Below are 24,000 nucleotides of genomic sequence, written 5' to 3'. Positions count from 1 at the left end.
GCGATCTTTCCCCGGCCGTCAGGCCTTGCCCAGCCAGACGTTGGCAAAGTTGTTGCGCGAATGGGACGAAGCGTCCGTCACGTTGCGCACCTGCTTGTCCCACACGCCAAACCAGCGGAACTCGAACAGCCCGATCAGCGGCAGATCACGCTGTGCCAGCCGCTGCACCTCGTTGTATTGCTCGATGCGCTTTTGCGGATCGGTTTCGATCTGCGCGGCTTCGATGGCCCGATCCATGTCGGCGTTCTTGTAGCCGGAAACGTTGTACCAGGGCGTACCCTTGGCTTCTGCCTTGCTCCAGTAGCGCGTCTCCACGCCCAACTGCGGATCGATCAGAACCGTTCCCCACGAACTGATGAGCTGGAAGTTGTAGTCCGTGAACACATTGCGCGTCCACGTCGCCAGGTCCAGCCCACGCAGCGTCACGTCGATGCCGATCTTGCGCAACGCCTGGCGCACGAACTCGCCGGTGCGGCGGTAGTCGTCGCCGAACGGGATGTAGTCGTGCGTCAGCGCAAAGCGCCAGCCGTCGGCCTTGCGCGGGTAGCCGGCTTCGTCCAGCAGCTTCTCGGCCAGCGCCGGGTCAAACGGATATTGCTGCACGTTGGGGTTGTGATAGGGCTTTACCAGCGACGGCACCGGGCTGACGAACGGTTCGGCATAGCCGTTCCACACGGTCTTGACCAGCACTTGCTTGTTCACCGCGTGCGCGATGGCCTGGCGCACCTTCAGGTTCGACAGGATGGGATCGCGCAGGTTGGCTTCCAGCCACAGCCAGGCGGCAAAGCCGTTGTAGCCGGACGTGTCGACCGCCAGCTTGGGCACCTTGGACAGACGCGTCGCATCGGTGAAGGCCACCGGATTGCGCTCGCCGTAAGCGACGCCGCCGGTCTCCAGCGCGGTGGCGCGGCCCGAGACGTCCGGGATGATCTTCCAGACGATGCGGTCCAGGTACGGGCGCTCCGGCTGCCAGTATTTCTCGTTCTTCTCCAGCACGATGTAGTTGCCGCGGTTCCATTCCTTGAACACGAAGGGACCGGTGCCGATCGGCTTGTTGTTGTACGGATTGTTCTGGATGTCCGTGCCTTCGAATAGATGACGCGGCAGGATCGGCGCGCCCAGCGAGTCGATGGCGTTCAGCGCTACGGGCGTGGGCTGGGACAGGTGCAGCACCACGGTGTGATCGTCCGGCGCCTCGACCTTCTGCAGGTACTGGAACACGCGGCGCGCGCTGGGCGCGTGCTTCAACCACACTTCCTCAGCCGACCACTTCACGTCCGCCGATGTGAATGGCTTGCCGTCGTGCCACAGCACGCCCTGGCGCAGCTTGAAGGTGATGGTCTTGCCGTCCTCCGATACGGTCCAGCTTTCGGCCAGGACGGGACGCGGCTTGAGGTCCGGGCCGTACTCCACCAGCCCGTCGAAGATCTTGCTCACCACGGCCCCCGTGGGCGTGGACGAGTTCAGGTAGAACGCCAGCGTGGGCGGCTCCGGATGCACCACTGCATTGAGCACGCCGCCGCGCACCGCGCCGTCCACGGTGTTGGGCAGGCTGTTCGTGTCGGCGTGCGCGGGCGCGAAGATCACGTTGGGAAACAGGGCGCCCGAGCCCATCAGCGCCGCGGCGCCCATGAGCCAGCGGCGCAACGGGCTGGCGGGCTGGTCCTGATCGTCCGCGGCGGGGGGGAGAGACTGCGTCATCGGGGTGTCCTTGCGTGGAAAGAGGATGCGTCGTGCAGAGAAGGGGGAGAGGTGTGCGGGTTCACGCCGCCAGGCTGGTTAACGCCGGCAGATCCGACGGATCGCGGCGCAGCAGCGTGGCCAAAAGCTCGCGCCGCCACGCGTCGTACAGCGCGACGTGGTTGCGGGTGTCCAGATGCGTGGCGCGCTGATTCAGTTGCCAGGAGTCGCGCAGATAAGGACCCAGGATGCGCTGGGCGTCCTCATCGGCCTGAATCAGGCCTTCCACCCAGTCTTCACGTTGGGCCGGGTCGGCGCGTTCCAGCTTGTTCAGCCACCACTGCGTGATGCGGATGCGGTGCGCTTCCTCGTCGGGCAGGATGCGGTTCTCGCCGAACTCGCGGTGGCCGAAATCCAGCACCTGCGCTGTGCGCCGGTTCACGAACAGGCGCGCCAGGATGTAGTGCTCGTAGTGGAACTGCCACGCCAGGAAGTTCTGCCAATTGCGTGGCGCAAAGCCGCCGATCAGGTCCCATGCGTCGCGCACGCCATCCTCGACCAGGGGCAGCGGGTCAGCGCCCAGCAGCACCGCGGCGCGTCCGCGCGAGAACTCCGCGTGCGCGGCGTCGTCGCCCAGCTGGCGCGCCAGCGCGAACTGAAACTCGACGTCGTCGTCGAAGAGGCCCGATATGGCATGCGCGGCAACCTGCGTGATGAAGAGGTCATGTACGGTGTTCCATACCGCGTAGCGGCCAGCGGCCTCGCGCTCTTCGGCATTCGCCAGGTCGCGCGGGGCGTCGATGCGCGCGGCGGGAATGTTCGGCGCCACGACCAGCCGCAGTTCGTCAAACAGCTGCGCCTCAAGCGCGCCGTCGTAATGCAGGGACAAGGGCAGATCCAGTTCGGGCATGGCGGCTGCAAGATGGTTGGCGGAAAGACTCGACTCTAAGCAAGCGCCAATGCCCGCCACAAACATTCTTTGGTGATTTGGATATGCGCGCCGCGTCCCTCTAACAGGGGCACGCGCAGTGTTCGGCCGCATATGCCGATTTCAAATAAGCCAATGCAAAATCAGTTCTTCCGCTGCGCCATGGCCGCGACGTAGGCTGCATGTCTTCTCAACGCCGGGGCATTCCATGCCGCAAGCTTCAAGCATTTCCACCACGCACGACATCGACGACGCGCCGCGGGTCGTGCCTGCGGCTCGCATTGCCGACGACACGCAGGCCATCGACGCCGCGCATGCGCTGGCCGCCGACTTCGCGCAGGGCGCGGCGCGGCGGGACCGCGAGCGCGGTTTGCCGTGGCGCGAGATCGAGCGCTATTCGGCGAGCGGGCTGGGCGGCATCACGGTGCCGCGTGAATTCGGCGGGCCGGATGTGTCCCACGTCACGCTGGCCGAGGTCTTTCGCATCATCAGCGCGGCGGATCCGTCGCTGGGCCAGATTCCACAGAATCACTTCGGCTTTCTGAATCTGTTGCGCCTGACCGGATCGCCAGCGCAGAAGCGGCGGTACTACGACGGTGTGCTGGCGGGGCGCCGGCTGGGCAATGCGGGCCCCGAACGCCACACGCGTCACACCCGCGACATACAGGCGCGCCTCGTGCCCGACGGCGACGGCTTTCGCCTCACCGGCCGCAAGTTCTACTCCACCGGTGCGCTGTTCGCGCACTGGATCCCGTCCAAGGTGCTGGACGCGCAGGGCAGGCTGGTGACGGTTGTGCTGGAACGCGGCGCGCCGGGGCTGACGGTGGTGGACGACTGGTCCAGCTTCGGCCAGCGCACCACGGCCAGCGGTACGGTGCTGCTGGACAACGTGCGCGTGGAAGCCGACAGCATCCTGCCCGCCTGGACCGTGCAGGAAAGCCCCGTGCTGATTGGACCGTTCGCGCAGCTGATGCAGGCCGCCATCGACGCCGGCATCGCGCAGGGCGCCTTGAACGACACGGTGACCTTCCTGCGTGAACGCTCACGCCCTTGGGTCGAGGCGAACGTCGAACGCGCAACGCAGGACCCGTACGTCATCGCCGACGTGGGGCGCCTGCACATCGAGTTGCATGCCGCCGAGGCGCTGCTGACCGAGGCCGCGCAACATCTGGATGACGCTGCGGGACGCGAGTTGGACGCGGACGGCGTGGCAGCCGCCTCCATCGTGGTGGCGCGCGCCAAGGCGCTGTCCACGGAGATCGCGCTTACCGCCAGCGAAAAACTCTTCGAACTTTCGGGCTCGCTTGCGTCGCTGGCCGAGTTCAACCTCGACCGCCACTGGCGCAACGCGCGCACGCACACGCTGCACGACCCGGTGCGCTGGAAGTACCACGCCATCGGCAACCATGTGCTGAACGGCGAGCGTCCCAACCGCCATTCCTGGATCTGACCTCATGCCGCATCAGAACGTGTCCACGCTGGCGCCCCGCCGCGCCGCCCTCATCCAGAACGACGCGCAGGCCATCGAAACCGCCCACGCGCTGGCCGCCGAATTCGCCGAAGAGGCGTCGGCACGCGACCGCGAACGCCGCCTGCCGCTGCCGGAACTGGAGCGTTATTCTCAGTCTGGCCTGTGGGGTATCACCGTGCCGCGCGAGCATGGTGGCGCCGGCGTGTCGTGCGTGACGCTCGCCGCCGTCACGGCCATCATCTCGCGCGCTGATGGCTCGCTGGGGCAGATTCCGCAAAACCACTACTACGCGCTGGAAGTCCTGCGCGTGAACGGCAACGCCGACCAGCAGGCGCGTTTCTACGCGCGTGCGCTGGCCGGCGACCGCTTCGGCAACGCGCTGGCCGAGGTTGGCACACGCACAGCCGCCGAACGCCGCACGCGCCTGATGCCCGATGGCCAGGACGGCTGGCGCATCAACGGCAGCAAGTTCTACTGCACCGGCGCGCTCTATGCCCAGTGGATCCCCACCGCCACGGTGGACGAGGACGGCATCCAGCGCCTGGCCTTCGTGCGCCGCGACAGTCCCGGCGTCGAAGTCATCGACGACTGGTCCGGTTTCGGCCAGCGCGTAACCGGCAGCGGCACGGTGGTCTTCAAGGACGTGGCGGTGCCGCGGCAAGACGTGCTGCTGCTTGCCGATCCGTCTGCGCCCGCCAACACGATCAAGCCGCTGGCGCAGCTGATCCACGCCGCCATCGACTTAGGGCTCGGCCAGGCCGCGCTGGCCGACGCCGTCGACTTCGTGCGCGAACGCTCGCGGCCGTGGATCGACGCCGGCGTCGACGAGGCACGGCGCGATCCGCTGACGATCAGCGAATTCGGCCGCCTGTCGGTCCGGTTGGAGGCCGCCCGCGCCCTGGTGGCGCGCGCCGGCCGGATACTGGACACGGCCACTGCCGATGCCACCCCGCAACACATCGCGGCCGCCGCCATCGCCGTGGCCGAGGCCCGCGCGCTCACCACCGAGGCGTCGCTCGCCGCCGGCACCAAGCTGTTCGAGCTGTCGGGTACGCAGTCCACGCTGGACCACCTGAACCTGGACCGCCATTGGCGCAACGCCCGCACCCACACCCTGCACGACCCAGTGCGCTGGAAGGTGCACGCCGTCGGCAATTACTACCTCAACGACGTCCCGCCCGCGCGCGTGGGCACCACCTGATACGCCGGAGCGGCTCGCCATGGCAAAAAAGCAAATCCTCCTGAACGCGTTCAACATGAACTGCGTTGGCCACATCAACCACGGCCTGTGGACGCATCCGCGCGACACGTCCACCCAATACAAGACCCTGGAATACTGGACGGATCTGGCCAAGCTGCTGGAACGCGGCCTCTTCGACGGCCTGTTTCTAGCCGACATCGTGGGCGTGTACGACGTCTACCAGGACTCGGCCGACATCACGCTGCGCGAGTCCATCCAGCTTCCGGTCAACGACCCCCTGCTCACGGTATCCGCGATGGCCGCTGCCACGCGCCATCTGGGCTTTGGCGTGACGGTGAACCTGACCTACGAAGCGCCCTACCTGCTGGCGCGCCGCTTCTCGACGCTGGACCACCTGACCAACGGCCGCATCGGCTGGAACATCGTTACCGGCTATCTGGAAAGCGCGGCGCGCGCGATGGGTTTGTCAGAACAGATCGCCCATGACGAACGCTACGACCGCGCCGATGAATTCCTGGAGGTTGCCTACAAACTCTGGGAAGGCAGCTGGGCCGACGACGCGGTGCTTGCCGACAAACGCGCCCGCCTCTATGCCGACCCCGCCGCCGTGCGCCCGGTGGACCACACCGGCAAGTACTACCGCGTGCAGGGGTATCACCTCTCCGAACCGTCGCGCCAACGCACGCCGGTCTTGTACCAGGCCGGCTCCTCCGGCCGCGGCCAGGCTTTCGCCGCACGCCATGCCGAGTGCGTGTTCGTCTCAAGCCAAACCAAGGAAGGCCTACGCAAACTCGTCGCCGACGTCCGAGACGCGGTCGCCCGCGAAGGCCGCAATCCACGCGACATCAAGTTCTTCATGGGCGTGACGGTGGTGCCCGGTAGAACGGAAGCCGAGGCACGCGAGAAGCACGCGGAATACCTGCGCTACGCCAACCCCGAAGCGGGCCTCGCCCACTACGCCAGCTCTACCGGCATCGACTTCTCGCGCTATGCGCCGACCGAGCCGATCCGTTACGTGAAGAACAACGCGATCGAATCGGCCGTCAGGAACCTGACTGTGGCCCGCACCGACCGCACGGTCAACGACCTGCTCGCCGACATGGCGCTAGGGGGCAGATATCCGGCGCTGGTAGGCAGCGCATCGCAGATTGCGGATGAACTTGAGTCGTGGGTGGCCGAAACGGATATCGACGGATTCAACCTGGCGCGGACGGTGACGCCGGAATGCTATTCGGACTTCATCGACATCGTGGTGCCGGAATTGCAGGAACGCGGGTCGTACAAGCGGGCGTATGCGGAGGGGTCTCTGAGGGAGAAGTTGTTTGGGGAGGGGAGGGGGAGATTGGCTGAGGGACATGTGGGGGCTGGATTTGGGGGCGTGCTGGTTTGAGATGCTGAGGCAGGGTTCTTAGGCTGCGTCAGATCTTCGTGGCTGCATCAGATCTTCGTAGGTCTCATCAGAGGCGGTCCGGAGCCTTCGCTCCGGACTGCCCCGTTGTCATCTTCGTCCAGGCCTTCGGCCTTCCCTTCAGATTCCCTCGGGCGCATCGACGGCGCTCGCGCCCACGGGGACCGCGACGCCGTGCTGCTAGGGTCTTTGGTATGCGCGCTGCAAGACCTGTGGTCATGGCAGGAAATCTGCGGGGCCGCCGGGTTGCTGCCGCCCGGGCGGCGGCAACCCAGCATCGGGCCGGTGTGTCGTCGTGGCGTTGTGCGCTTCGCGCCGGTGCTGATTGGTTTGCTAATGGCCCGCCGTCACGGAGGGAGGGGCGATGATGGGCGGCGCGGCGACGTTCAGCCACAACTTGCCGACCAGTTCCCGCCGCCCATCGGGCACGGGAGTTCAAATGACGATTCTCAGCGTCACTGCTTGAACTTGGAGAGTGCATCTGCCGCTGCTGGTGTCTGACACCCTTGGGAGACGCACTTGGTATGAAGCGAATCTCACCAGGGTGTCAGACACCTAGACCAAATGCAGCCACACGCGAAGCGCCATCGCCACCCCGCAAGACACCGCGTAAGTCTCCGGAGGCCGCCCGCGCGGCCGAACGGAGACGGGCACCGCAAGATGCTTCTGGCCCGAAGAGTTCCACACAAAAACGTCAAGCACGCTGATCTTCCAAGCGACCTGAAGACTTGAATTGCCAGAGTCCGGGCCGCCACCGTGCCGGACGTCTTAAGAACTCAATCACTGTACCCACGCCGCGCCGGGCGTCTAAAAAACCCAATCCTCCATCAGCAATCTCAAATCACCATCCGCGCTAACAAACACACCCTTTGCACACATAACCTCATATCGACTAAGTATTTTTCGGCCACAAATCCCGATGACAGAATCACCTCATCAAGCATTCACTTCATCGGACACCAATCAACATGGCCCCCTTGCTCCGCCTCCTGACCACAGCCGCACTCACGCTCGCATTCACCACAAGCGCACAAGCCCAGAGCAACAGCAAAGACACCATCACAGTAGGCATCTCCGTAGGCACCGCCGAAAAAATCTTCGACGTCGTCAAGCAAGTCGCCGCCCGTGATGGCCTGCAGATCAAGCTCGTCAAATTCAACGACTACCAACTCCCGAACGCCGCCCTGAACGCCGGTGACCTCGACGCCAACGCCTTTCAGCACAAGCCTTTCCTCGACAACCAGATCAAGGCACGCGGCTTCGACATCGTGCCCGTCGGCCTCACCGTCACCGCGCCCCTTGGCTTCTACTCCCGCAAGATCAAATCCTTGGACGAGCTTCCCGAAGGCGCCTCCGTCGGCATTCAGAACGACCCCTCCAACGGCAATCGCGCCCTGCGTCTGCTTGCCGCCTACAAACTCATCACTCTCAAGCCTGAGGCCGAGCAGAAGAACACCGCCACACCGCTTGACGTTGTCTCCAACCCCCGCAAGATCAAGCTGATTGCGCTCGATGCCGCGCAGCTGCCGCGGTCGCTGGATGATCTGACCGCTGCGTCCATCAACAACGACTACGCCGAACAGGCAGGCCTTGTCCCCGCCCGCGACGCCATCGGCCGCGAGGCCGCCGACGGCCCCTACGCCAACCTCATTGCCGTGCGCACCAAAGACCGCGACCAGCCCTGGGTCAAGAAGCTTGTCTCCGCGTACCAATCGCCCGAAGTCCGCGCCTACATCGAGCGCGAATTCAAAGGCTCGCTTGTTCCCGCCTTCTAACGCAGCGTCCCGGCAGACCACCATGAGCATCCTCACCCTGGCCGGCAGTCCGTCGCAGCGGTCCCGTTCCTCCGCGTTGCTGCGTCACGCCGCACAGATCCTGCGTGCACGCGGACTCGGCATCAGCGAACTCGGCCTGCGCGACATTCCGGCCGAAGAACTCATCGAAGGGCATTACACCGGCGCGGCCGCCGGCGCGCTGCGTGCGCGGGTTGCGGCCGCCGATGCCGTGCTCATCTCCACGCCCGTCTACAAGGCGTCGTTCTCCGGCGGACTCAAGGCCGTGCTCGACCTGCTCGATGAAAAGGCGCTTGCCGGCAAGGTCGTCCTGCCCATCGCCACCGGCGGCAGTCCCGCGCATCTGCTTGCCCTCGAATACGGCCTCAAGCCCGTGCTGTCCGCGCTTGGCGCGCGGCACATCCTGGCCGGCGTCTACGCCACCGACAAACAGGTGCGGCTCGACGAGCTGGGCAACGCCGACATTGACGACGACGTGCGCGGGCGGCTCGAGGATTCCGTCGAGCGTCTGTCCGAACACGTGCAGCCGCGCGCCGGCGCCGTCCACCCAGCCTACGACCTTGGCCGCCTCGCCCTCGCGGGCGGCTTCAGCGTCTGATCCGGAGTTTCAGCATGGACGTTTTCTGGTTCATCCCCACGCACGGCGATTCCCGTTACCTGGGCACCAGCCGCGGCGCGCGCGCCGCCAGCTATGACTACTTCCGCCAGGTCGCCGTCGCCGCCGACACGCTCGGCTATGACGGCGTGCTGCTGCCCACCGGGCGATCCTGCGAAGACGCGTGGGTCGTTGCCTCCAGTCTCATCGGCGCCACGCGCAACTTGAAGTTCCTCGTCGCCATCCGTCCCGGCGTCAGCTCGCCGCAAGTGTCCGCGCGCATGGCCGCCACCTTCGACCGCCTGTCCGAAGGCCGCCTGCTCGTCAACGTCGTCACCGGCGGTGATCCCGGCGAGCTCGAAGGCGACGGCGTCTTCGTCAGCCATGACCAGCGCTACGCCATTACCGCGGACTACCTCAAGATCTGGCGCGGCATTCTTGAAAACAGCCACCAGGCCGAAGGCTTCAGCTTCGAAGGCGAGCAGCTCGTGTCAAAGGGCGGCAAGGTCATCTATCCGCCCGTCCAGACGCCGTACCCACCCCTGTACTTCGGCGGCTCGTCCGAAGCCGCGCATGAACTCGCGGCCGAACAGCTCGACGTCTACCTGACCTGGGGCGAACCGCCCGATGCCGTCGCGCGCAAGATCGCCGACGTGCGCGCCCGCGCCGCACAGCACGGGCGTACCGTGCGATTCGGCATCCGGCTGCACGTCATCGTGCGCGAGACTGCCGAGGCGGCGTGGGCCGCAGCCGACGAACTCATCAGCCATCTCAGTGAAGACGCCGTGCAGGCCGCGCAGGCCGCGTTCGGCAAGATGGATTCCGAAGGCCAGCGCCGCATGGCCGCGTTGCACGGGGGCAAGCTGACGGACGGCAACGGCGGCCGCTCGCACCTGGAGATCTCGCCCAACCTGTGGGCGGGCGTCGGCCTCGTGCGCGGCGGCGCCGGAACCGCGCTGGTCGGCGATCCTGAAACCGTCGCCGCCCGCATCCAGGAGTATGCCGACCTCGGTATCGACACCTTCATCTTCTCCGGCTATCCGCACCTGGAAGAGTCCTACCGCTTTGCCGAACTGGTGTTTCCGCTGCTGCCCGGCAAGGGCGAGCGCAAACCCGGCAGCACCGTGCTCACTGGCCCCTTCGGCGAAGTCATGGCGACCGAGCTGGTGCCCAAGGAAGCGGCAAGCTGATGCCTGCCCCGAACAATCTTCCCAGCCCGAACCTGCGGGCCGCGCGTTGGCCGTCGCCCGTGCTGGCTCGACTCCTGGCCCCCCTGCTGGCCCTCGCCGCGTGGCAGGCCGCCGCGCAGGCCGGCTGGCTGTCCGACCGACTGCTGCCCGCGCCATCGACGGTTGCCGCCGCCGCGGTGGCGCTGGCGCGCAGCGGCGAGCTGTGGAGCCATGCGGGCGCCAGCTTTCTGCGCGTGCTCGCAGGCCTCGTGCTGGGAGGCGGGGCGGCCTTGATCCTTGGTGCGATGAACGCCACCGCCCGGCGCGCCGGCAAACAGGCCGACACCTTGCTGCAAGCGCTGGGCCTCGTGCCCGTTCTCGCGTTCGCGCCGCTCATTCTGCTGTGGCTCGGCGTGAGTGAGACGGCCCGGTTGGCGCTGCTGTCGCTGGGCGCCTTCTTCCCGATTTACCGCCAGACGGTGCGCGGCATTCGCGCGGTGGATCCCGGGCTGATCGCCACGGGCAGGGCGCATGGCCTGCACGGCTGGTCGCTGTTCCTGCACGTCATCCTGCCTGGCGCGTTGCCGTCGATGCTGACGGGGCTGCGGCAAGGCGTGGGGCTGGCGTGGCTGATGCTGGTGGCGTTGGAAGTGTTTGCGGCGCCGTCAGGCGTTGGCCTGCTGGCCGAGAAGGGTCGTCTCGCCGCGCGCGCCGACCTGCTGGTGCTCGGCATTGCGCTGTACGCCGCGATGAGCGCGGCATCCCATGCGCTGGTGCATCTGCTTGCGCGCCACCTGCTGCGTTGGAGCCCCGCGCATCGGCCCGAACTGTTTTCAAGGATCGATTGATGGCCAAGATTTCCCAGTTGCGCCAAGCGCGCCACGCTGAAGACGCCAGCGCCGGCGCGCTCGAAACCCTGGCGGCCGAGCTGGCCGCCACCGCAGTCGAACGCGATCGCGCGGGCGGTCATGCGGCTGCTGAGCGCGAACGCATCCGCGCCAGCGGCCTGCTTCGCCTGTCAATTCCCACCGCATACGGCGGCACGGGCGCGGACTGGTCGACCGTGCTGGCGGCGGTGCGCCGCCTGGCCGAGGTCGACAGCGCGCTCGCGCACGTGTTCGGCTTTCATCATCTGCAAGTCGCTGGCGTGCTGCTGTACGGCACGCCCGAGCAGCAGGCCTACTTCCTGGCGCCCACCGCCGAGCGCCAGCTCTTCTGGGGCAACGCGCTCAATCCGCTGGACCGCCGCGTCATCGCCCGCGCGGAGCTGGACGGCTACCGCATCGACGGCGTGAAAAGCTTCAGCTCCGGCTCGGTCGGATCGGACCTGCTGACGTTCTCGGCCTGGCACAAGCCGTCGGGTACCGCGCTGATCGCCGCGCTGCCCACGCAGGCCGACGGCATCACCGTCAATCCAGATTGGGATGCGTTCGGCCAGCGTCAGACCGACAGTGGCACCGTTCGCTTCGATCACGTGCGTCTGGAAGCGATCCAGGTGCTGCAGGCGCCGGGCGTCGCGCCAACGGCCCGCGCCACGCTGCGTTCGCAGGTGGCCCAGCTCATCATGACCAATCTCTATCTGGGCATCGCGCGCGGCGCCTTTCACGAGGCGCGCCGCTATGTGCGCGACGAGGCGCGGCCCTGGTTCGCGTCCGGCGTCGAGCGCCATGTCGACGATCCCTACGTGCAGGAGCGCTTTGGCGAATTCTGGCTGCGCGTGCAGGCGGCAGAGGCGCTGGCCGACCTGGCTGGATTGAAGGTGGACGCCGCGCTGGCGCGCGGACCCTCGGTCACGGCGCAAGAACGCGGTGAGGTCGCCGTTTCCGGTGCACAGGCCAAGGTGCTCGCGCATCGCGCCGCGCTGGCGGTGGGCTCGGAACTGTTCGAGGTGACCGGGGCCAGCGCCACCGCCGCGCGCTACGGCTACGACCGCTACTGGCGCAACGCGCGTGTCCACACCCTGCATGACCCGGTCTCCTACAAGATCCGCGACCTGGGGCGGTACGCGCTGCTCGATCAGGCGCCAGAACCCACCGCCTATTCCTGATGCAACCGCAATGACCGATATTTCCGACATCTCCGCCGTGCCGCAGCCCGTCATCCGCCTGGATGCGGTGAGCAAGTCGTTTGCGACGCGTGCCGGACGCTTTGACGCCGTGCGCAACGTGTCGCTGTCGATCCGCGCCGGCGACACGTTCGGCATCATCGGCAAGAGCGGCGCGGGCAAGTCCACGTTGCTGCGCCTCATCAACCTGCTGGAGCGGCCGGACGAAGGCGCCGTGCGCGTGGCCGGCACCGAACTCACCGTGCTGTCCAAGCGCGACCTGCGGTCGGCGCGGCAGAACATCGGCATGATCTTCCAGCAGTTCAACCTGCTGCAGAACGAGACCGTGTTCGAGAACGTGGCCTTTGCGCTGCGCGTGCACGGCGGGCGCAGCAAGACGCAGATCGCTGACCGCGTGCGCGACTGCCTGGAGATCGTGGGGCTGACCGACAAGGCAGCCAGCCATCCCGCGCAGTTGTCGGGCGGCCAGAAGCAGCGAGTGGCGATCGCGCGTGCACTCGCCAGCGAGCCTGCCGTGCTGCTGTGCGACGAGCCCACTTCCGCGCTGGATCCCGAGACCACACGCTCCGTGTTGAGCGTGCTGCGAGACATCAACAAGCGCCTGGGCGTCACCATCGTCATCGTCACGCACGAACTGGCCGTGGTGCGTGCGCTGTGCCGTCATGTGGCCGTGATGGAGAACGGCGAGGTTTTGGAGCAGGCCGAGATTTCGGGCGCCAACGTGCATCTGTCTTCGCCGCTGGGCCGCGAACTGATCCGCGAAGCCACCCATCCCTATGAAGAGGTCGCATGATGCTGGACACCTTTGTGCAGTTGCTGCCCGAGCTGGGCGTGGCGGTTGGACAGACCTTTCTGATGCTGGCGATCGCGCTGGCCGCGTCGATTCTGCTGGGCGGCCCCCTCGGCATCCTGGTGTTCCTGACGGGGCCAGGGCAGTCGCTGGACCGTCCGGTGCTGCATCGCTTGCTGAGCTGGACGGTGAATACCGTGCGGTCGTTTCCGTTCATCATCCTGCTCGTCGCGCTGGTGCCGTTCACGCGGGTGATTGCGGGGACTTCCATCGGGCCGGTCGCCGCGGCCGTGCCGCTGTCCTTCGCGGCCATTCCGTATTTCGCGCGGCTGGTCGAGCAATGCCTGCGCGAGGTGCCGCGCGGCGTGATCGAAGCCGCGCATGCCGCGGGCGCGTCGGAATTGCAGATCGTGCGCCGCGTGCTGCTGGTGGAGGCGCGCTCGGGCCTCGTGCTGGCGTTGACGGTGCTGGCCGTCAGCTTCCTGTCCTACTCGGCCGTGGCCGGCGTGGTGGGCGGCGGCGGCATTGGCGACCTGGCCATCCGCTATGGCTATTACCGCTTCCAGACCGACGTGATGGTGCTGACCGTGGCGCTGCTCGTGGTGCTGGTGCAGATCATCCAGTTCGCCGGCAATACCGTCGCGCGACGCATCGACAAACGCTGACTTCAAAGGACGCTCATGACGCTTACTCGCAATCTCCTGGCCCCAACGCTTGCCGTGCTGACCGTGCTGGCCTTCGGTGGCCCCGCCCACGCGGCCGATCCCGCGAAGAAGGAAATCGTGTTCGGCGCGACGGCCGGGCCGTACAGCGATCAGATCAAGCTGGGCATCAAGCCCATCCTGGAAAAGCAGGGCTATACGGTCAAGATCGTCGAGTTCAACGATTACGTGCAGCCCAACTTTGCGCTGGCGCAGGGCGCGCTGGACGCCAACGCGTTCCAGCATATCGTCTACCTGAAGAACTTCGCGGCCAAGAACAAGCTTGATCTGTCGGAACTGATCAAGGTGCCGACCGCGCCCATCGCCATCTACAGCAAGAAGTACAAGAGTGTCGACGCGGCGCCCGACGGCGTGAGCGTGGCGTTGCCCAACGACCCCACCAACCAGGCGCGCGCGCTGGTCGTGCTGGAGGAACTGGGCTGGGTGAAGCTGCGCGACGGCTACGACCCCTTGCAGGTGTCTGAGAAGGACGTGGCGGTCAACGTGAAGAAGGTCAAGCTCATCCCGCTGGAAGCCGCGCAATTGCCGCGTTCGCTCGAAGACACCGACTTCTCGTTCGTGAACGGCAACTTCGCGCTGGCCTCCGGCCTGAAGCTGACCGAGGCGCTGGCGCTGGAAAAGACCACGCCCACTTATCAAAACCTGGTGGCCGTGCGCACGGCGGATCGCGACAAGCCGTTCGTCAAGGACATCGCGGCGGCCTACGCGTCGCCGGAGTTTCTGGCGATCACCGAGAAGTCGTTCGCCGGCTTCGTGAAGACCGATTACCAGCAGAAGCTGCAGGCGGCCCGTTAGGGCCGCGCGCAGGCGCATTCGCCAGCAGGCCGCCATGTTCATCCACCCCAACGAGTTCGAACTCTTCCAGCACCTGCAGGCGCCCGGTGGCGCCGAGCGGGACAACGCGCCGGACGAGGACGCCGCGCGTCCCGCACCCCTGCGTGTGACGCTGCGCAAGCTGGCCGGGCGCGATGGCGGCGACGTGCTGCACCCGCTGGATCTGGACATCGCCGCCGGCGAGTTCGTGGCGGTGGTGGGGCGTGCGGACAGCGGCAAGCGCGCGCTGCTGCGGCTGCTGGCGGGCGAAGCCAGCCCGACGGGCGAGCACGGCGGCGCGCCGCAGCGCTCGCCGGTGCTGTTCGACAACTTTCCGCTGTGGGGGCCCGATCATCGTGTTCGCATGCTGCTGGCGGATGCGCGCCTGCTGCCGTGGAAGCGCGTGCTGGACAACGTCGCCCTGGGATTGCCCGAACGCGACCGGGCGCATGCTGCGTTGCGGCAGGTGGACCTGGCGCGCCACGCCAACGACTGGCCCGCCAGCTTGACCGAAGCCCAACGCCAGCGCGTCGCGCTTGCCCGCGCGCTGGCGCATCGGCCCGGCCTGCTGCTGCTCGACGACCCGTTGGCCCGGCTGGATGCGCTGGCCCGGATCGGCATGCAGGGCGAACTGGAAGCCGCCTGGCGCCGGGAAGGCTTCACCGCCGTGCTGGCGACCCATGACGCCGCCGAGGCGGTGGCCGTGGCCGACAGGGTCCTGGTGCTGGGCGCGGGCCGCGTGACGCTGGACGTGCGCGTGGACCTGCCGCGGCCGCGCGTGCGCGGATCGGCCGCCTTCACGGCGCTGGAGTCGCGCGTGCTGCGCGCCGCGCTGGGACAACCCGACACGCCGGGTCCGGACGGCAGGCCGCTAGCGCCTGTCATCCAGATCCGGCATCTGAGGCTCGCGGTCTGACGCCGGGGGCCGGCATGCACAACCCGGCGCCGCCACGGCGCCATCCTCACCTTTCAGGAGCAACACCATGAGCATCCAGTCCATCAACGCCCGCAACCAGTTCCGCGGCAAGATCAAGGAAATCATTCTTGGCCCGGTGGTTTCCGAAGTCGACGTCGACACGCCCGCCGGCATCGTCACGTCGGTCATCACCACCCGCTCGGTCAAGGAACTGGACCTTCAGGTCGGCACCGAGGTCCTGGCATTCGTGAAGGCGACCGAGGTGTCCGTCGCCAAGCTGTAGGGCGTACGACCGCCCAAGCTGGCACCGGTGTCAGACACCCTCTGAGACGCCGCTGCAAGCTGACGACCGTCTCCCCAGGGTGTCAGACACCTCGACCTCAGCAATCTGGCGGCCGGTGTCTGACACCCTTTGAGACGCCGCTGCAAGCTGACGACCGTCTCCCCAGGGTGTCAGACACCTCGACCTCAGCAAACTGGCGGCCGGTGTCTGACACCCTCTGAGACGCCCTGCAAGCTGACGACCGTCTCCCCAGGGTGTCAGACACCTCGACCTCAGCAAACTGGCGGCCGGTGTCTGACACCCTCTGAGACGCCGCTGCAAGTTGACGGCCATCTACCCTGGGTGTCAGACACCTCGACCTCTCGCCCCGCCGTCCGCGCTTCCAAACGGCCGGCGTTAGGCATATATTGTCTTCGCGATATCCGGCGGTTCCCTCCTGGCTTGTGGCGTCTTGCTCTGTGTGCGGAGAACGGAAATGCGGCGACTGCGAACGTGGTTGATCGGCCTGCTGTGCCTGGGGCTGTCATTCTCTTTTCCCGCCATGGCGCAGACCAAGCTGAGCAACGCTCAGCTTGATCAGCTGATGGCGCCCGTGGCGCTCTACCCGGATGCGCTGCTCTCGCAGATCCTGATGGGGTCCACGTATCCGGATGACATCGCGGCCGCGGCCAAATGGTCGGCCGCGAACGCCAATCAGTCTGGCGACGACGCCGTGCGCGCGGTCGACGCCGAAACCTGGGACCCCAGCGTCAAGTCGCTGGTGGCCTTTCCGTCGGTCATGGACATGATGGGCCGCGAGCCCGGCTGGGTGAAGTCCGTGGGCGACGCGTTCCTAGCGCAACCCGAGGCCGTCATGGATGCCGTCCAACGGCTGCGCACGCAGGCGCAGAAAGCCGGCAACCTAAAAAGCACGCCACAGCAGACCGTCAAGACCACCACCGCCAATGAAAAGACCGTCGTGGTGATCGAACCCGCGGATCCCCAAGTGGTCTACGTGCCCAGTTACAACCCCACGGTGGTCTACGGCGCGTGGGCGTATCCGTCGTATCCGCCTTATTACTATCCCCCGCCGCCGGGGTCGGTGTTTGCGACCTCGCTGGTGGCCGGCATCGGATTCGGCATTGGCGTCGCGGCGATCAATTCGATGTGGGGCGACGCCAACTGGGGGCATGGCGACATCGATATCGACGTGGATCGCTACAACAACATCAACGTCAACAATCGCATCGACCGCAACAACGTCAACAACAACCGGTCCACGTGGCAGCACAATGCCGCGAACCGCGGCAACGCACCGTACGCGGACGCCGCCAACCGCCAGCGTTTCGACAGCCAGCGGCAGGCCGGATTGCAGAACCGCGCGCAGGCCGGCGGTCAGGGTCCCGGCGCGGCGCCGGCAGCCGGATCCCGTGAGGCCGCGCGGCAGCGGGCAGCCCAGTCTTTTGAAGGGCGAACCGGGCAGCCGATCGCGGGCCATTCCGGCGCGGACGGCGGACGCGGCCAGGGGGCAGGCCGGGGCGACGGCGCGGCGGGCCGGGGGCAAGGGCAGGGGCCGCAAGCCGGACAGGGCGGGCGTGACCGCGGCGCTGGCGCCGCGACGGCTGGCGCCTCGGCGCAGGACCGCGCCCAGAACCGGTCAACCGGCGTCTCGACACAGGATCGCGCCCAGAACCGGTCAACCGGTGTATCGACCCAGGATCGTCCGCGCGACGGCGCTTCCAGCGTCGGGACCGGCGCCTCCACCCACGACCGGCAGGCCGCCGCCCAGCGCCAACGCGCCGACGAGACGGCCGCGCGCGACCGGGCACGGGCGTCCAACAGCCACAACGCCCTGAGCGGCGCGGGCGACGGCGACCGCATGCGGCAGCAGAACCAGCGCGGCGAAATGAGCCGCGGCGGCGGTGGGCATCGCAGCACCGGCGCCAGCGCGCCGCATCGCGGCGGCGGGGCAGGCGCCCATCGCGGCGGAGGCGGCGGCGCGCGTGGCGGTGGCGGCGGCCGGAGATAGGCACCATGGACAAGGGACTTCCTATGACGATCGCTCGTTTGCGCGCGCTGTGCGTGGCTTCGGTCCTTGGGCTCGGTGCGGCGGCGCCCGCCATGTCGCAGGCCGTGTATCCGAGCGCCCAGGCTGCGGCACAGGCGTTTACCGATGCGCTGGCCTTGAACGACGTCGACGCCCTGCGCAAAGTGCTGGGTCCGAACCACCGGCAGCTCGTGCCGGGCGGCGTCGACCAGGAAAGCATCTATCGCTACCTGGCGGCGTGGGTGCGCAAGCACGACATCGTGTCCGACGGCGGGCGTTCGTGGGTGGCGGTGGGCGATTCCGGATGGACGCTGCCAGTGCCGCTGGTGCGCGCCGGGCAAGGATGGCGGTTCGACCCGGTGACGGGCAAGGCGGAGATCCAGCGCCGCGCCATCGACCGCAACGAACTGACCGCCATCGAAACCCTGCAGGAACTTCAGGCCGCGCAGACCCGGTATGCGCAAGGGGTTGGCCAGGGCCGCTATGCCACACGGCTGGTCAGCCGCGCCGGCGAGCGCGACGGACTCTACTGGCCCGACGTGCCGGGCGCGCCGCAGCAAGCCTTTGGTCCGGACGCGCTGGCCATGGGGCCCGACGTGCCCGTGGACGACGCGTATTTCGGCTATCGCTACAAGGTGCTGCCGGGCGGTGCGAGTAACGCGTACCGCATCGTCGCGTGGCCCGCGCGTTACGGGCATACGGGCATCGGCACGTTTGTCGTGGGTCCGTCGGGCGGCGTTTTGGAGAGCGATCTGGGACCGTCATCGGCGGCGCGCGCAGCTGCCTTGAAGGAGGCCGACATCCGCGACGGCAACTGGGTCGACGCGAACGGACAGCCGGCGCCCGCCAAGTAGTTTTTTCGGGGCCATATGGTGGGAATGTGGCGCGCGGTTCGCGTTCAAAAGGCGCCCAGTTCAGCCGCTTTTGATGCGCCTGTTGCGACCTCGCAACAGGTCCGCGCGTTTGCCGCCCAAGCCTGTGCGGCGCCACGTTTCCGGCATCACCTGTGACCCATTTGTCAGGCGCCTGTGCCTAAAATGGCGAGCACCGGGTGCCTGCCCGACTTCCCCTTGCCGGATCTCCAAATTGAACCCCATGTCTTTTGTCCGCTACGCCCTTTTCGGCGTGGGGATGGCGCTTAGCGCCGCGGCGGCTTCGGCCCCGATTTTTGTCCTGAATTCCCTGGACGCCAACGTCAGCATCATCGATCCGGCCACCTACAAGGAACTGCGGCGCGTGCCCACCGGCAAAGAGCCGCATCACCTGTATCTGACGCCCGACGAAAAGTCGCTGATGATCGCCAACGCCACCGGCGATTCCATCACGCTGATGGATCCCAAGACGGGCGAAGTGCAGCGCACGCTGACCGGCATCGTCGATCCCTACCAGTTGCAGTTTTCGCCGGACATGAAGTGGTTCGTTACGGCGGCCAACCGCCTGGACCACATCGACATCTATGCCTGGAAGCCGCTGGAAAAGGGTTTCGACCTGACGCTGGTCAAGCGCATCCAGGCGGGCAAGACGCCCAGCCACATCATGATCGACAAGCACAGCACGACGGCCTACGTCTCGCTGCAGGACAGCGATCAGCTCATCGCCATCGACCTGGCGACGCAGACGCCCAAGTGGACGGTGTCCACGGGCAAGACGCCTGCCGACGTGTTCCTGACCCCCGACCAGAAGACGCTGCTGGTGGCGCTGACCGGCGACTCGTACGTGGAAGCCTATGACGTCAGCAACGGCCCGGCCAAGCTGGTCAAGCGCATCCAGACCGCGGCGGGCGCGCACGCCTTCCGCGCGCAGGGCGACCACCGCCATCTGTTCGTCAGCAACCGCACCGCCAACTCCATCAGCCGCATCGACCTGCAGACGCTGGCCGTCGTCGACACCTTCCCGGTGCCCGGCGGTCCGGACTGCATGGACGTGCTGGCCGACGGCAAGACGCTGCTGGTCACCTCGCGCTGGGCGCGCAAGCTGACCGTGGTGGATCTGGAGCAGAAGAAGGTCGTCAATCAGGTGCCGGTCGGCAAGTCGCCGCACGGCGTGTGGACGCTGAACCATGCGCCGACCCGCTAAGGGCAAAGCCCGGTCCGCGGCCCTGTGCCTGGCGCTGGCGACCTCCGTTGCCGGCGCGGCCCCGCAGGCCACCTGCGACAAGCCCGTCTACCTGACGTTCGACACCGGCCACATGGGCGTCGCCCCGCTGGTGGCCGACGTGCTGGCCCGCCATCAGGTCAAGGTCACCTTCTTCCTGGCCAACGAGCGCACGTTGACCGACGGCGCCAGCCTGGACGACGTGTGGGCGCCGTGGTGGAAGGCGCGCGCCGCGGAAGGCCACGCGTTCGCTTCGCACACCTACGACCACGTCTACTGGCAAGGCGACCTGCCGGGAGGCAAGTTCCGCGTCAAGCCCAGCGCCGGGCCCGACGCCGGCAAGCGCGCCGAGTGGACCGCCGAGCAATACTGCGCCGAGATCCGCCGCCCCGTCGCCCGGTTCCACCAGATGACTGGCAAGGACATGCTGCCGCTGTACCGCGCGCCCGGCGGCAAGACCTCGCTCGCGCTGCTGAAAGCGGCCAAGGCCTGCGGCTTCGAACACGTGGGCTGGTCGCCAGCCGGCTTCCTGGGCGACGAGCTGCCCAGCGACAAATACCCCAACGCCAAGCTGCTGGACCAGGCGCTGCGGACCATCAAGCCCGGCGACATCCTGCTCGCCCATCTGGGCATCTGGTCGCGCCAGGACCCGTGGGCGCCCGCCGTGCTGGAACCGCTGATTGAAGGTTTGCAGCGCAAGGGCTATTGTTTTGCAACCTTGAACACCCATCCGGCCTATCGCGACTGGATCGCCACGCATCACTGATCATGGATACGCTTAGCCAACTCTTCGGGGACAGCCAGCAGTGGCTCTTCGAGACGGCGATTCAGCCCGCGCTGTTCCACCTGGGACTGAGCAACTTCATCGAGGACGCCTACGACGCCACCATGTGGCTGCTCGTGGGGCTGATTCAGATCGCGGTGCTGGTGCTGGTCCTGGGGCCCATGCAGCGCCTGCGTCCCGTGGAACCGATGACCGACCGCCGGCAGATCGGCATCGACGTGCTCTACACGCTGATCCATCGCCTGGGCGCCTTCCGGCTCCTGCTGTTCTTCACCATCGACCCGTTCTGGGACAGCATCTTCGGCCAGCTTCACGTGTGGGGCTTTGCGCCGTTCCAGCTGGATCAGTATTGGCCGGGGGTGACGGACAAGGCGTGGGTCAGCCTGATCATCTACCTGCTGCTCTTCGATGCGGTGGACTACTTCTACCATCGCGCGCAGCACCGTTTTGGCTGGCTGTGGGCGCTGCATGCCGTGCATCACAGCCAGCGCCAGATGACCATATGGAGCGACGACCGCAACCATCTGCTGGACGACATGCTGCGCGACGTGCTGGTCGTGTTCGTGTCGCAGCTGGTGGGCGTGCCCCCCGCGCAGTTCGTCATGGTGGTGGCCATCACCCAGCTGGCGCAGAGCTTCTCGCACGCCAACCTGCGCATGCATTTCGGCGCGCTGGGCGAACGCATCCTGGTCAGCCCGCGCTTTCATCGCCATCACCATTCCATCGCCTACGACGCGTCGTCGCCGGGGCCGGTGGGCGGCTACAACTTCGCCGCGCTGTTCCCGATCTGGGACGTGCTGTTTCGCACCGCCCGCTTTGGCGTGGGCTACGGCCCCACCGGCATCCATGACCAGCAGGCCGAACTGGGCGGACGCGACTACGGGCGCGGCTTCTGGTCGCAGCAGTGGCTGGGCATCAAGCGCATGATCGGCCGAGACCGCGAACCCGCCGCCGCGCCGCCGGCTCCGCCGGCGGGAATCGAGCGGGCATGAAAAACCCCCGCAGCTGGATACCCAGCGGGCGGGGGTGAACAGAGCGCTTGCGTCCCTCGCGGTGATCAGGCGCCCGGCGTGTCGTGCGTCGTCTCGCGTTTGATCTCGCCGTGGCGGCGTTCCATTTCCTGACGCAGTTCGCGGCGCAGGCCGGCGGCCTTGAAGCGCTGCTTTTCCTCGTGCGTGCGCGGTTCCAGCGGCGGCACCGCGGTCGGGGCGCCCTTGTCGTCCACCGCCACCATCGTGAAATAGCAGCTGTTGGTGTGGCGCACCAGCTTCTTGCGGATGTCCTCGGTCACGACCTTGATGCCGATTTCCATCGACGTGCGGCCCGTGTAGTTCACGGCCGCCAGGAACGTCACCAGCTCGCCGACGTGGATCGGTTCGCGGAACACCACCTGGTCGACAGACAGCGTCACGACGTATTGGCCGGCGTACCGGCTGGCACAGGCGTACGCCACCTGGTCCAGATATTTGAGGATGGTTCCGCCGTGTACGTTTCCTGAGAAATTCGCCATGTCAGGCGTCATCAGGATGGTCATCGACAATTGGTGGCTAAAGGCGTCGTCCATGGCGGGCGGCTCATTCATGAATAAAACGCTAATGGTAGCGGCTGGCGGCTGACATCGCGCCGTATTTTCGGGGGCATTCAGGGTTTCTTGGCGGGCGGCGTGGCGGGCGTGGCGGCAGTCGTCGGGACTTCCGTCTGTGCCGCGGTTTCCGGCTCAACTGCCGAATTGCTGGCCGCGGGAACCTCAGCCTCGGGCACATCCCGCCGCACCGTAGGCGGCGTCCACAAGCCGTCCCGCACCGCCGGTCCCGGCGCGTACACCCGCAGCAGCATCCCCACCGGCCCGGCCGCCGGAATCGGCAGCCAGTTCGACTGCTCCTGCGGCGGCGGCGCCGAGTTGCTGAAGACCAGGTCCAGCGAGCCGTCCGCGTTGTAACGCAGCGGGTCGCGGCTGCCGAGCGCCATGCGGTTGACCGGATTGGGCACGGGCTGTCCCTGGCCGTCATATGCCGTCAGCGACCAGAATGCGGCCGTGTCGGGCAACCGGCCGTTGTCGAGATGCAGCGTATACCGGTGCGTGCCGTCCAGCAGCGCGCCGTCGCTGTCGGTGGCCAGCACCAGCACCGTCAAATCTTCGTGCAATCCGCTGCCCGGCTGCGCCTGCGCGGCTAGCGCGCGGCGCAGCCAGTCGTTGCCGTACACGCCGATGCTGCCCGTTTCCTGCAGCCAGCCGTCAGTGGCTCGCAACGAATGGCCAGCGGCCGCCGCCATGCGGTCGCGCGCGGCGCGTACGCCGCGGCGCATGCCCTGCTTGGCGGAATGATCGAGCTTGTCGAAGTCGAACGGCCGGCCGGGCACCAGTCCCACGCGGCGCAGCAGGGCCAGCACGGGCTGGTCCGTCGCATGCGGCGGATGCTTGCGCAGCAGCTCCGCGGCATAGGTGAAGAACGCGTCGGTGGGCATCGAGTCCACTTGTTCGCTCACAGGGGTATTCAGATCGAGGGACGGGTCGGGCTTGGTGCGCGGCGCCTGCGCGGGCAGGTTCCATTGCGCCAACGGCGTCAGGACGAAGCCGTCCTGCAACGCGTTCACTGTCGCCTGCTCGGCGGGGCCGTGCGTCTCGATCATTCCCTTCGCCCAGGCGTGGACCGTAGGGGCGTCGATACGCGCCATGCCCGACGGCAGCGTGCCGCTCCAGCCCGGCGGCACGATCACGGTGCTGCCTTTGGCGGTGCCGGTGGTGCGCTTGCCCAGCGTCGCGAAGACGTCGGTCCACATGTCCAGCAGCGTCAGGGTGTACAGCCGGCCTGCCGTGTCGGGCACGGTCAGCACGACAGGCCCGTCCGTCAGATCCAGCCATGCGCTGCTGCGCAGCATGTCGACGTTCGCCCATGGCGTGGCATCGCCCGCGCGTGGCAGGGTGCGCCCGTGCTGAAACGTGTTGGCCGGCGCCCCATCGGCGCCCCGCGCCGGATGCGTGAACTGCCGGCGGGTCAGGTCCATCGCGACCAGCGGATAGAAATACAGATAGCCTTCTATCGCCGCCTGCTGGGCTGCCTCGGTGGCCGCGGCGGCGGGCGACAGCGCGGCGGGCGCCGCCTGAACGGACGCCTGGGGCATCAGGACGAAGGGCGTGAAGGCCAGCGATAGGACAAGGACTCGGGCCACGGGGGCAAAGCGGCGCATCGGCGCTCCAAAGGCATGCACAAACAAGAGAACTCTAATAAGAGGGGGCAGATCGCCAGCGGTCCGGACATGC

22 protein-coding genes are annotated in these 24,000 nt (G+C 67.1%); 18 read left to right on the top strand and 4 right to left on the bottom strand.

Annotation, left to right across the window (positions count from 1 at the left end; all coding sequences use genetic code 11):
- Positions 1-18 precede the first annotated feature (18 nt).
- Entirely contained in the window at positions 19-1,701 is a 1,683-nt protein-coding gene (locus tag ASD71_RS14595; protein WP_056565136.1) for an ABC transporter substrate-binding protein, read from the bottom strand.
- A gap of 61 nt (positions 1,702-1,762) precedes the next feature.
- Complete coding sequence (locus ASD71_RS14590) at positions 1,763-2,590, bottom strand: hypothetical protein (RefSeq protein WP_056565133.1); 828 nt, start codon at positions 2,588-2,590, stop codon at positions 1,763-1,765.
- A gap of 226 nt (positions 2,591-2,816) precedes the next feature.
- Between ASD71_RS14590 and ASD71_RS14585 the strand changes: the two genes are divergently transcribed.
- The 18 genes from ASD71_RS14585 to ASD71_RS14500 all read left to right on the top strand — a co-directional run bounded on the left by ASD71_RS14585 (position 2,817) and on the right by ASD71_RS14500 (position 21,730).
- On the top strand, positions 2,817-4,058 hold the full coding sequence (locus ASD71_RS14585) for an SfnB family sulfur acquisition oxidoreductase (protein ID WP_056565131.1): 1,242 nt from the start codon (positions 2,817-2,819) through the stop codon (positions 4,056-4,058).
- Positions 4,059-4,062: 4 nt separating this feature from the next.
- Entirely contained in the window at positions 4,063-5,280 is a 1,218-nt protein-coding gene (locus ASD71_RS14580; RefSeq protein WP_056565128.1) for an SfnB family sulfur acquisition oxidoreductase, read from the top strand.
- Between the two features lie 19 nt (positions 5,281-5,299).
- Positions 5,300-6,670 carry an LLM class flavin-dependent oxidoreductase gene (locus tag ASD71_RS14575; protein WP_056565125.1) on the top strand — a complete coding sequence of 457 codons (1,371 nt, stop codon included), beginning with the start codon at positions 5,300-5,302 and terminating at the stop codon, positions 6,668-6,670.
- A gap of 986 nt (positions 6,671-7,656) precedes the next feature.
- Positions 7,657-8,463: a MetQ/NlpA family ABC transporter substrate-binding protein gene (locus ASD71_RS14570; RefSeq protein ID WP_056565122.1), complete on the top strand. Its 807-nt coding sequence runs from the start codon at positions 7,657-7,659 to the stop codon at positions 8,461-8,463.
- Positions 8,464-8,485: 22 nt separating this feature from the next.
- Positions 8,486-9,079, top strand: coding sequence for an NADPH-dependent FMN reductase (gene ssuE, locus ASD71_RS14565; protein ID WP_056565117.1), 594 nt, complete (start codon positions 8,486-8,488; stop codon positions 9,077-9,079).
- A 14-nt stretch (positions 9,080-9,093) separates the two neighbouring features.
- Positions 9,094-10,266 (top strand): FMNH2-dependent alkanesulfonate monooxygenase, encoded by a 1,173-nt coding sequence (gene ssuD, locus ASD71_RS14560; protein ID WP_056565114.1) that lies wholly within the window; start codon positions 9,094-9,096, stop codon positions 10,264-10,266.
- Positions 10,266-11,093, top strand: coding sequence for an ABC transporter permease subunit (locus ASD71_RS14555; RefSeq protein WP_082578896.1), 828 nt, complete (start codon positions 10,266-10,268; stop codon positions 11,091-11,093). Before ssuD ends, ASD71_RS14555 begins: the two co-directional genes overlap by 1 nt.
- Positions 11,093-12,292 (top strand): acyl-CoA dehydrogenase family protein, encoded by a 1,200-nt coding sequence (locus ASD71_RS14550; protein ID WP_056565110.1) that lies wholly within the window; start codon positions 11,093-11,095, stop codon positions 12,290-12,292. Before ASD71_RS14555 ends, ASD71_RS14550 begins: the two co-directional genes overlap by 1 nt.
- Before the next feature lie 10 nt (positions 12,293-12,302).
- Complete coding sequence (locus ASD71_RS14545; RefSeq protein ID WP_056565106.1) at positions 12,303-13,103, top strand: methionine ABC transporter ATP-binding protein; 801 nt, start codon at positions 12,303-12,305, stop codon at positions 13,101-13,103.
- The gene (locus ASD71_RS14540) at positions 13,103-13,765 is read left to right on the top strand and encodes a methionine ABC transporter permease (protein WP_056566920.1); all 663 of its coding nucleotides are present in this window, start codon (positions 13,103-13,105) and stop codon (positions 13,763-13,765) included. Before ASD71_RS14545 ends, ASD71_RS14540 begins: the two co-directional genes overlap by 1 nt.
- Before the next feature lie 15 nt (positions 13,766-13,780).
- Complete coding sequence (locus tag ASD71_RS14535; protein ID WP_056565104.1) at positions 13,781-14,617, top strand: MetQ/NlpA family ABC transporter substrate-binding protein; 837 nt, start codon at positions 13,781-13,783, stop codon at positions 14,615-14,617.
- Positions 14,618-14,651: 34 nt separating this feature from the next.
- Positions 14,652-15,551, top strand: coding sequence for an ATP-binding cassette domain-containing protein (locus tag ASD71_RS14530; RefSeq protein WP_056565100.1), 900 nt, complete (start codon positions 14,652-14,654; stop codon positions 15,549-15,551).
- Positions 15,552-15,618: 67 nt separating this feature from the next.
- Positions 15,619-15,834 (top strand): molybdopterin-binding protein, encoded by a 216-nt coding sequence (locus tag ASD71_RS14525; RefSeq protein WP_006227327.1) that lies wholly within the window; start codon positions 15,619-15,621, stop codon positions 15,832-15,834.
- A gap of 475 nt (positions 15,835-16,309) precedes the next feature.
- Positions 16,310-17,842 carry a DUF3300 domain-containing protein gene (locus tag ASD71_RS14520; protein WP_056565097.1) on the top strand — a complete coding sequence of 511 codons (1,533 nt, stop codon included), beginning with the start codon at positions 16,310-16,312 and terminating at the stop codon, positions 17,840-17,842.
- Between the two features lie 23 nt (positions 17,843-17,865).
- On the top strand, positions 17,866-18,714 hold the full coding sequence (locus tag ASD71_RS14515) for a DUF2950 family protein (protein WP_082578895.1): 849 nt from the start codon (positions 17,866-17,868) through the stop codon (positions 18,712-18,714).
- A 241-nt stretch (positions 18,715-18,955) separates the two neighbouring features.
- On the top strand, positions 18,956-19,936 hold the full coding sequence (locus tag ASD71_RS14510) for a hypothetical protein (protein ID WP_056565095.1): 981 nt from the start codon (positions 18,956-18,958) through the stop codon (positions 19,934-19,936).
- Positions 19,920-20,720, top strand: coding sequence for a polysaccharide deacetylase family protein (locus ASD71_RS14505; RefSeq protein WP_056565092.1), 801 nt, complete (start codon positions 19,920-19,922; stop codon positions 20,718-20,720). The genes ASD71_RS14510 and ASD71_RS14505 overlap by 17 nt, the downstream gene beginning before the upstream one ends.
- Positions 20,721-20,722: 2 nt before the next feature.
- Entirely contained in the window at positions 20,723-21,730 is a 1,008-nt protein-coding gene (locus ASD71_RS14500) for a sterol desaturase family protein (protein WP_056565089.1), read from the top strand.
- 65 nt (positions 21,731-21,795) lie between these two features.
- On the opposite strand, the gene ASD71_RS14495 is transcribed toward ASD71_RS14500, so the two are convergent.
- Positions 21,796-22,302, bottom strand: coding sequence for an acyl-CoA thioesterase (locus ASD71_RS14495; RefSeq protein WP_056319320.1), 507 nt, complete (start codon positions 22,300-22,302; stop codon positions 21,796-21,798).
- Between the two features lie 77 nt (positions 22,303-22,379).
- Positions 22,380-23,927, bottom strand: a complete 1,548-nt coding sequence (locus ASD71_RS14490) for a DUF1254 domain-containing protein (RefSeq protein WP_056565086.1) — start codon at positions 23,925-23,927, stop codon at positions 22,380-22,382.
- Positions 23,928-24,000 lie beyond the last annotated feature (73 nt).

Source organism: Achromobacter sp. Root565 (genome assembly GCF_001427425.1).
GTDB lineage: Bacteria > Pseudomonadota > Gammaproteobacteria > Burkholderiales > Burkholderiaceae_B > Achromobacter > Achromobacter spanius_D.
Note: the sequence above shows the minus strand (reverse complement) of the source record. Positions and strands in the feature narration are given on the sequence as shown.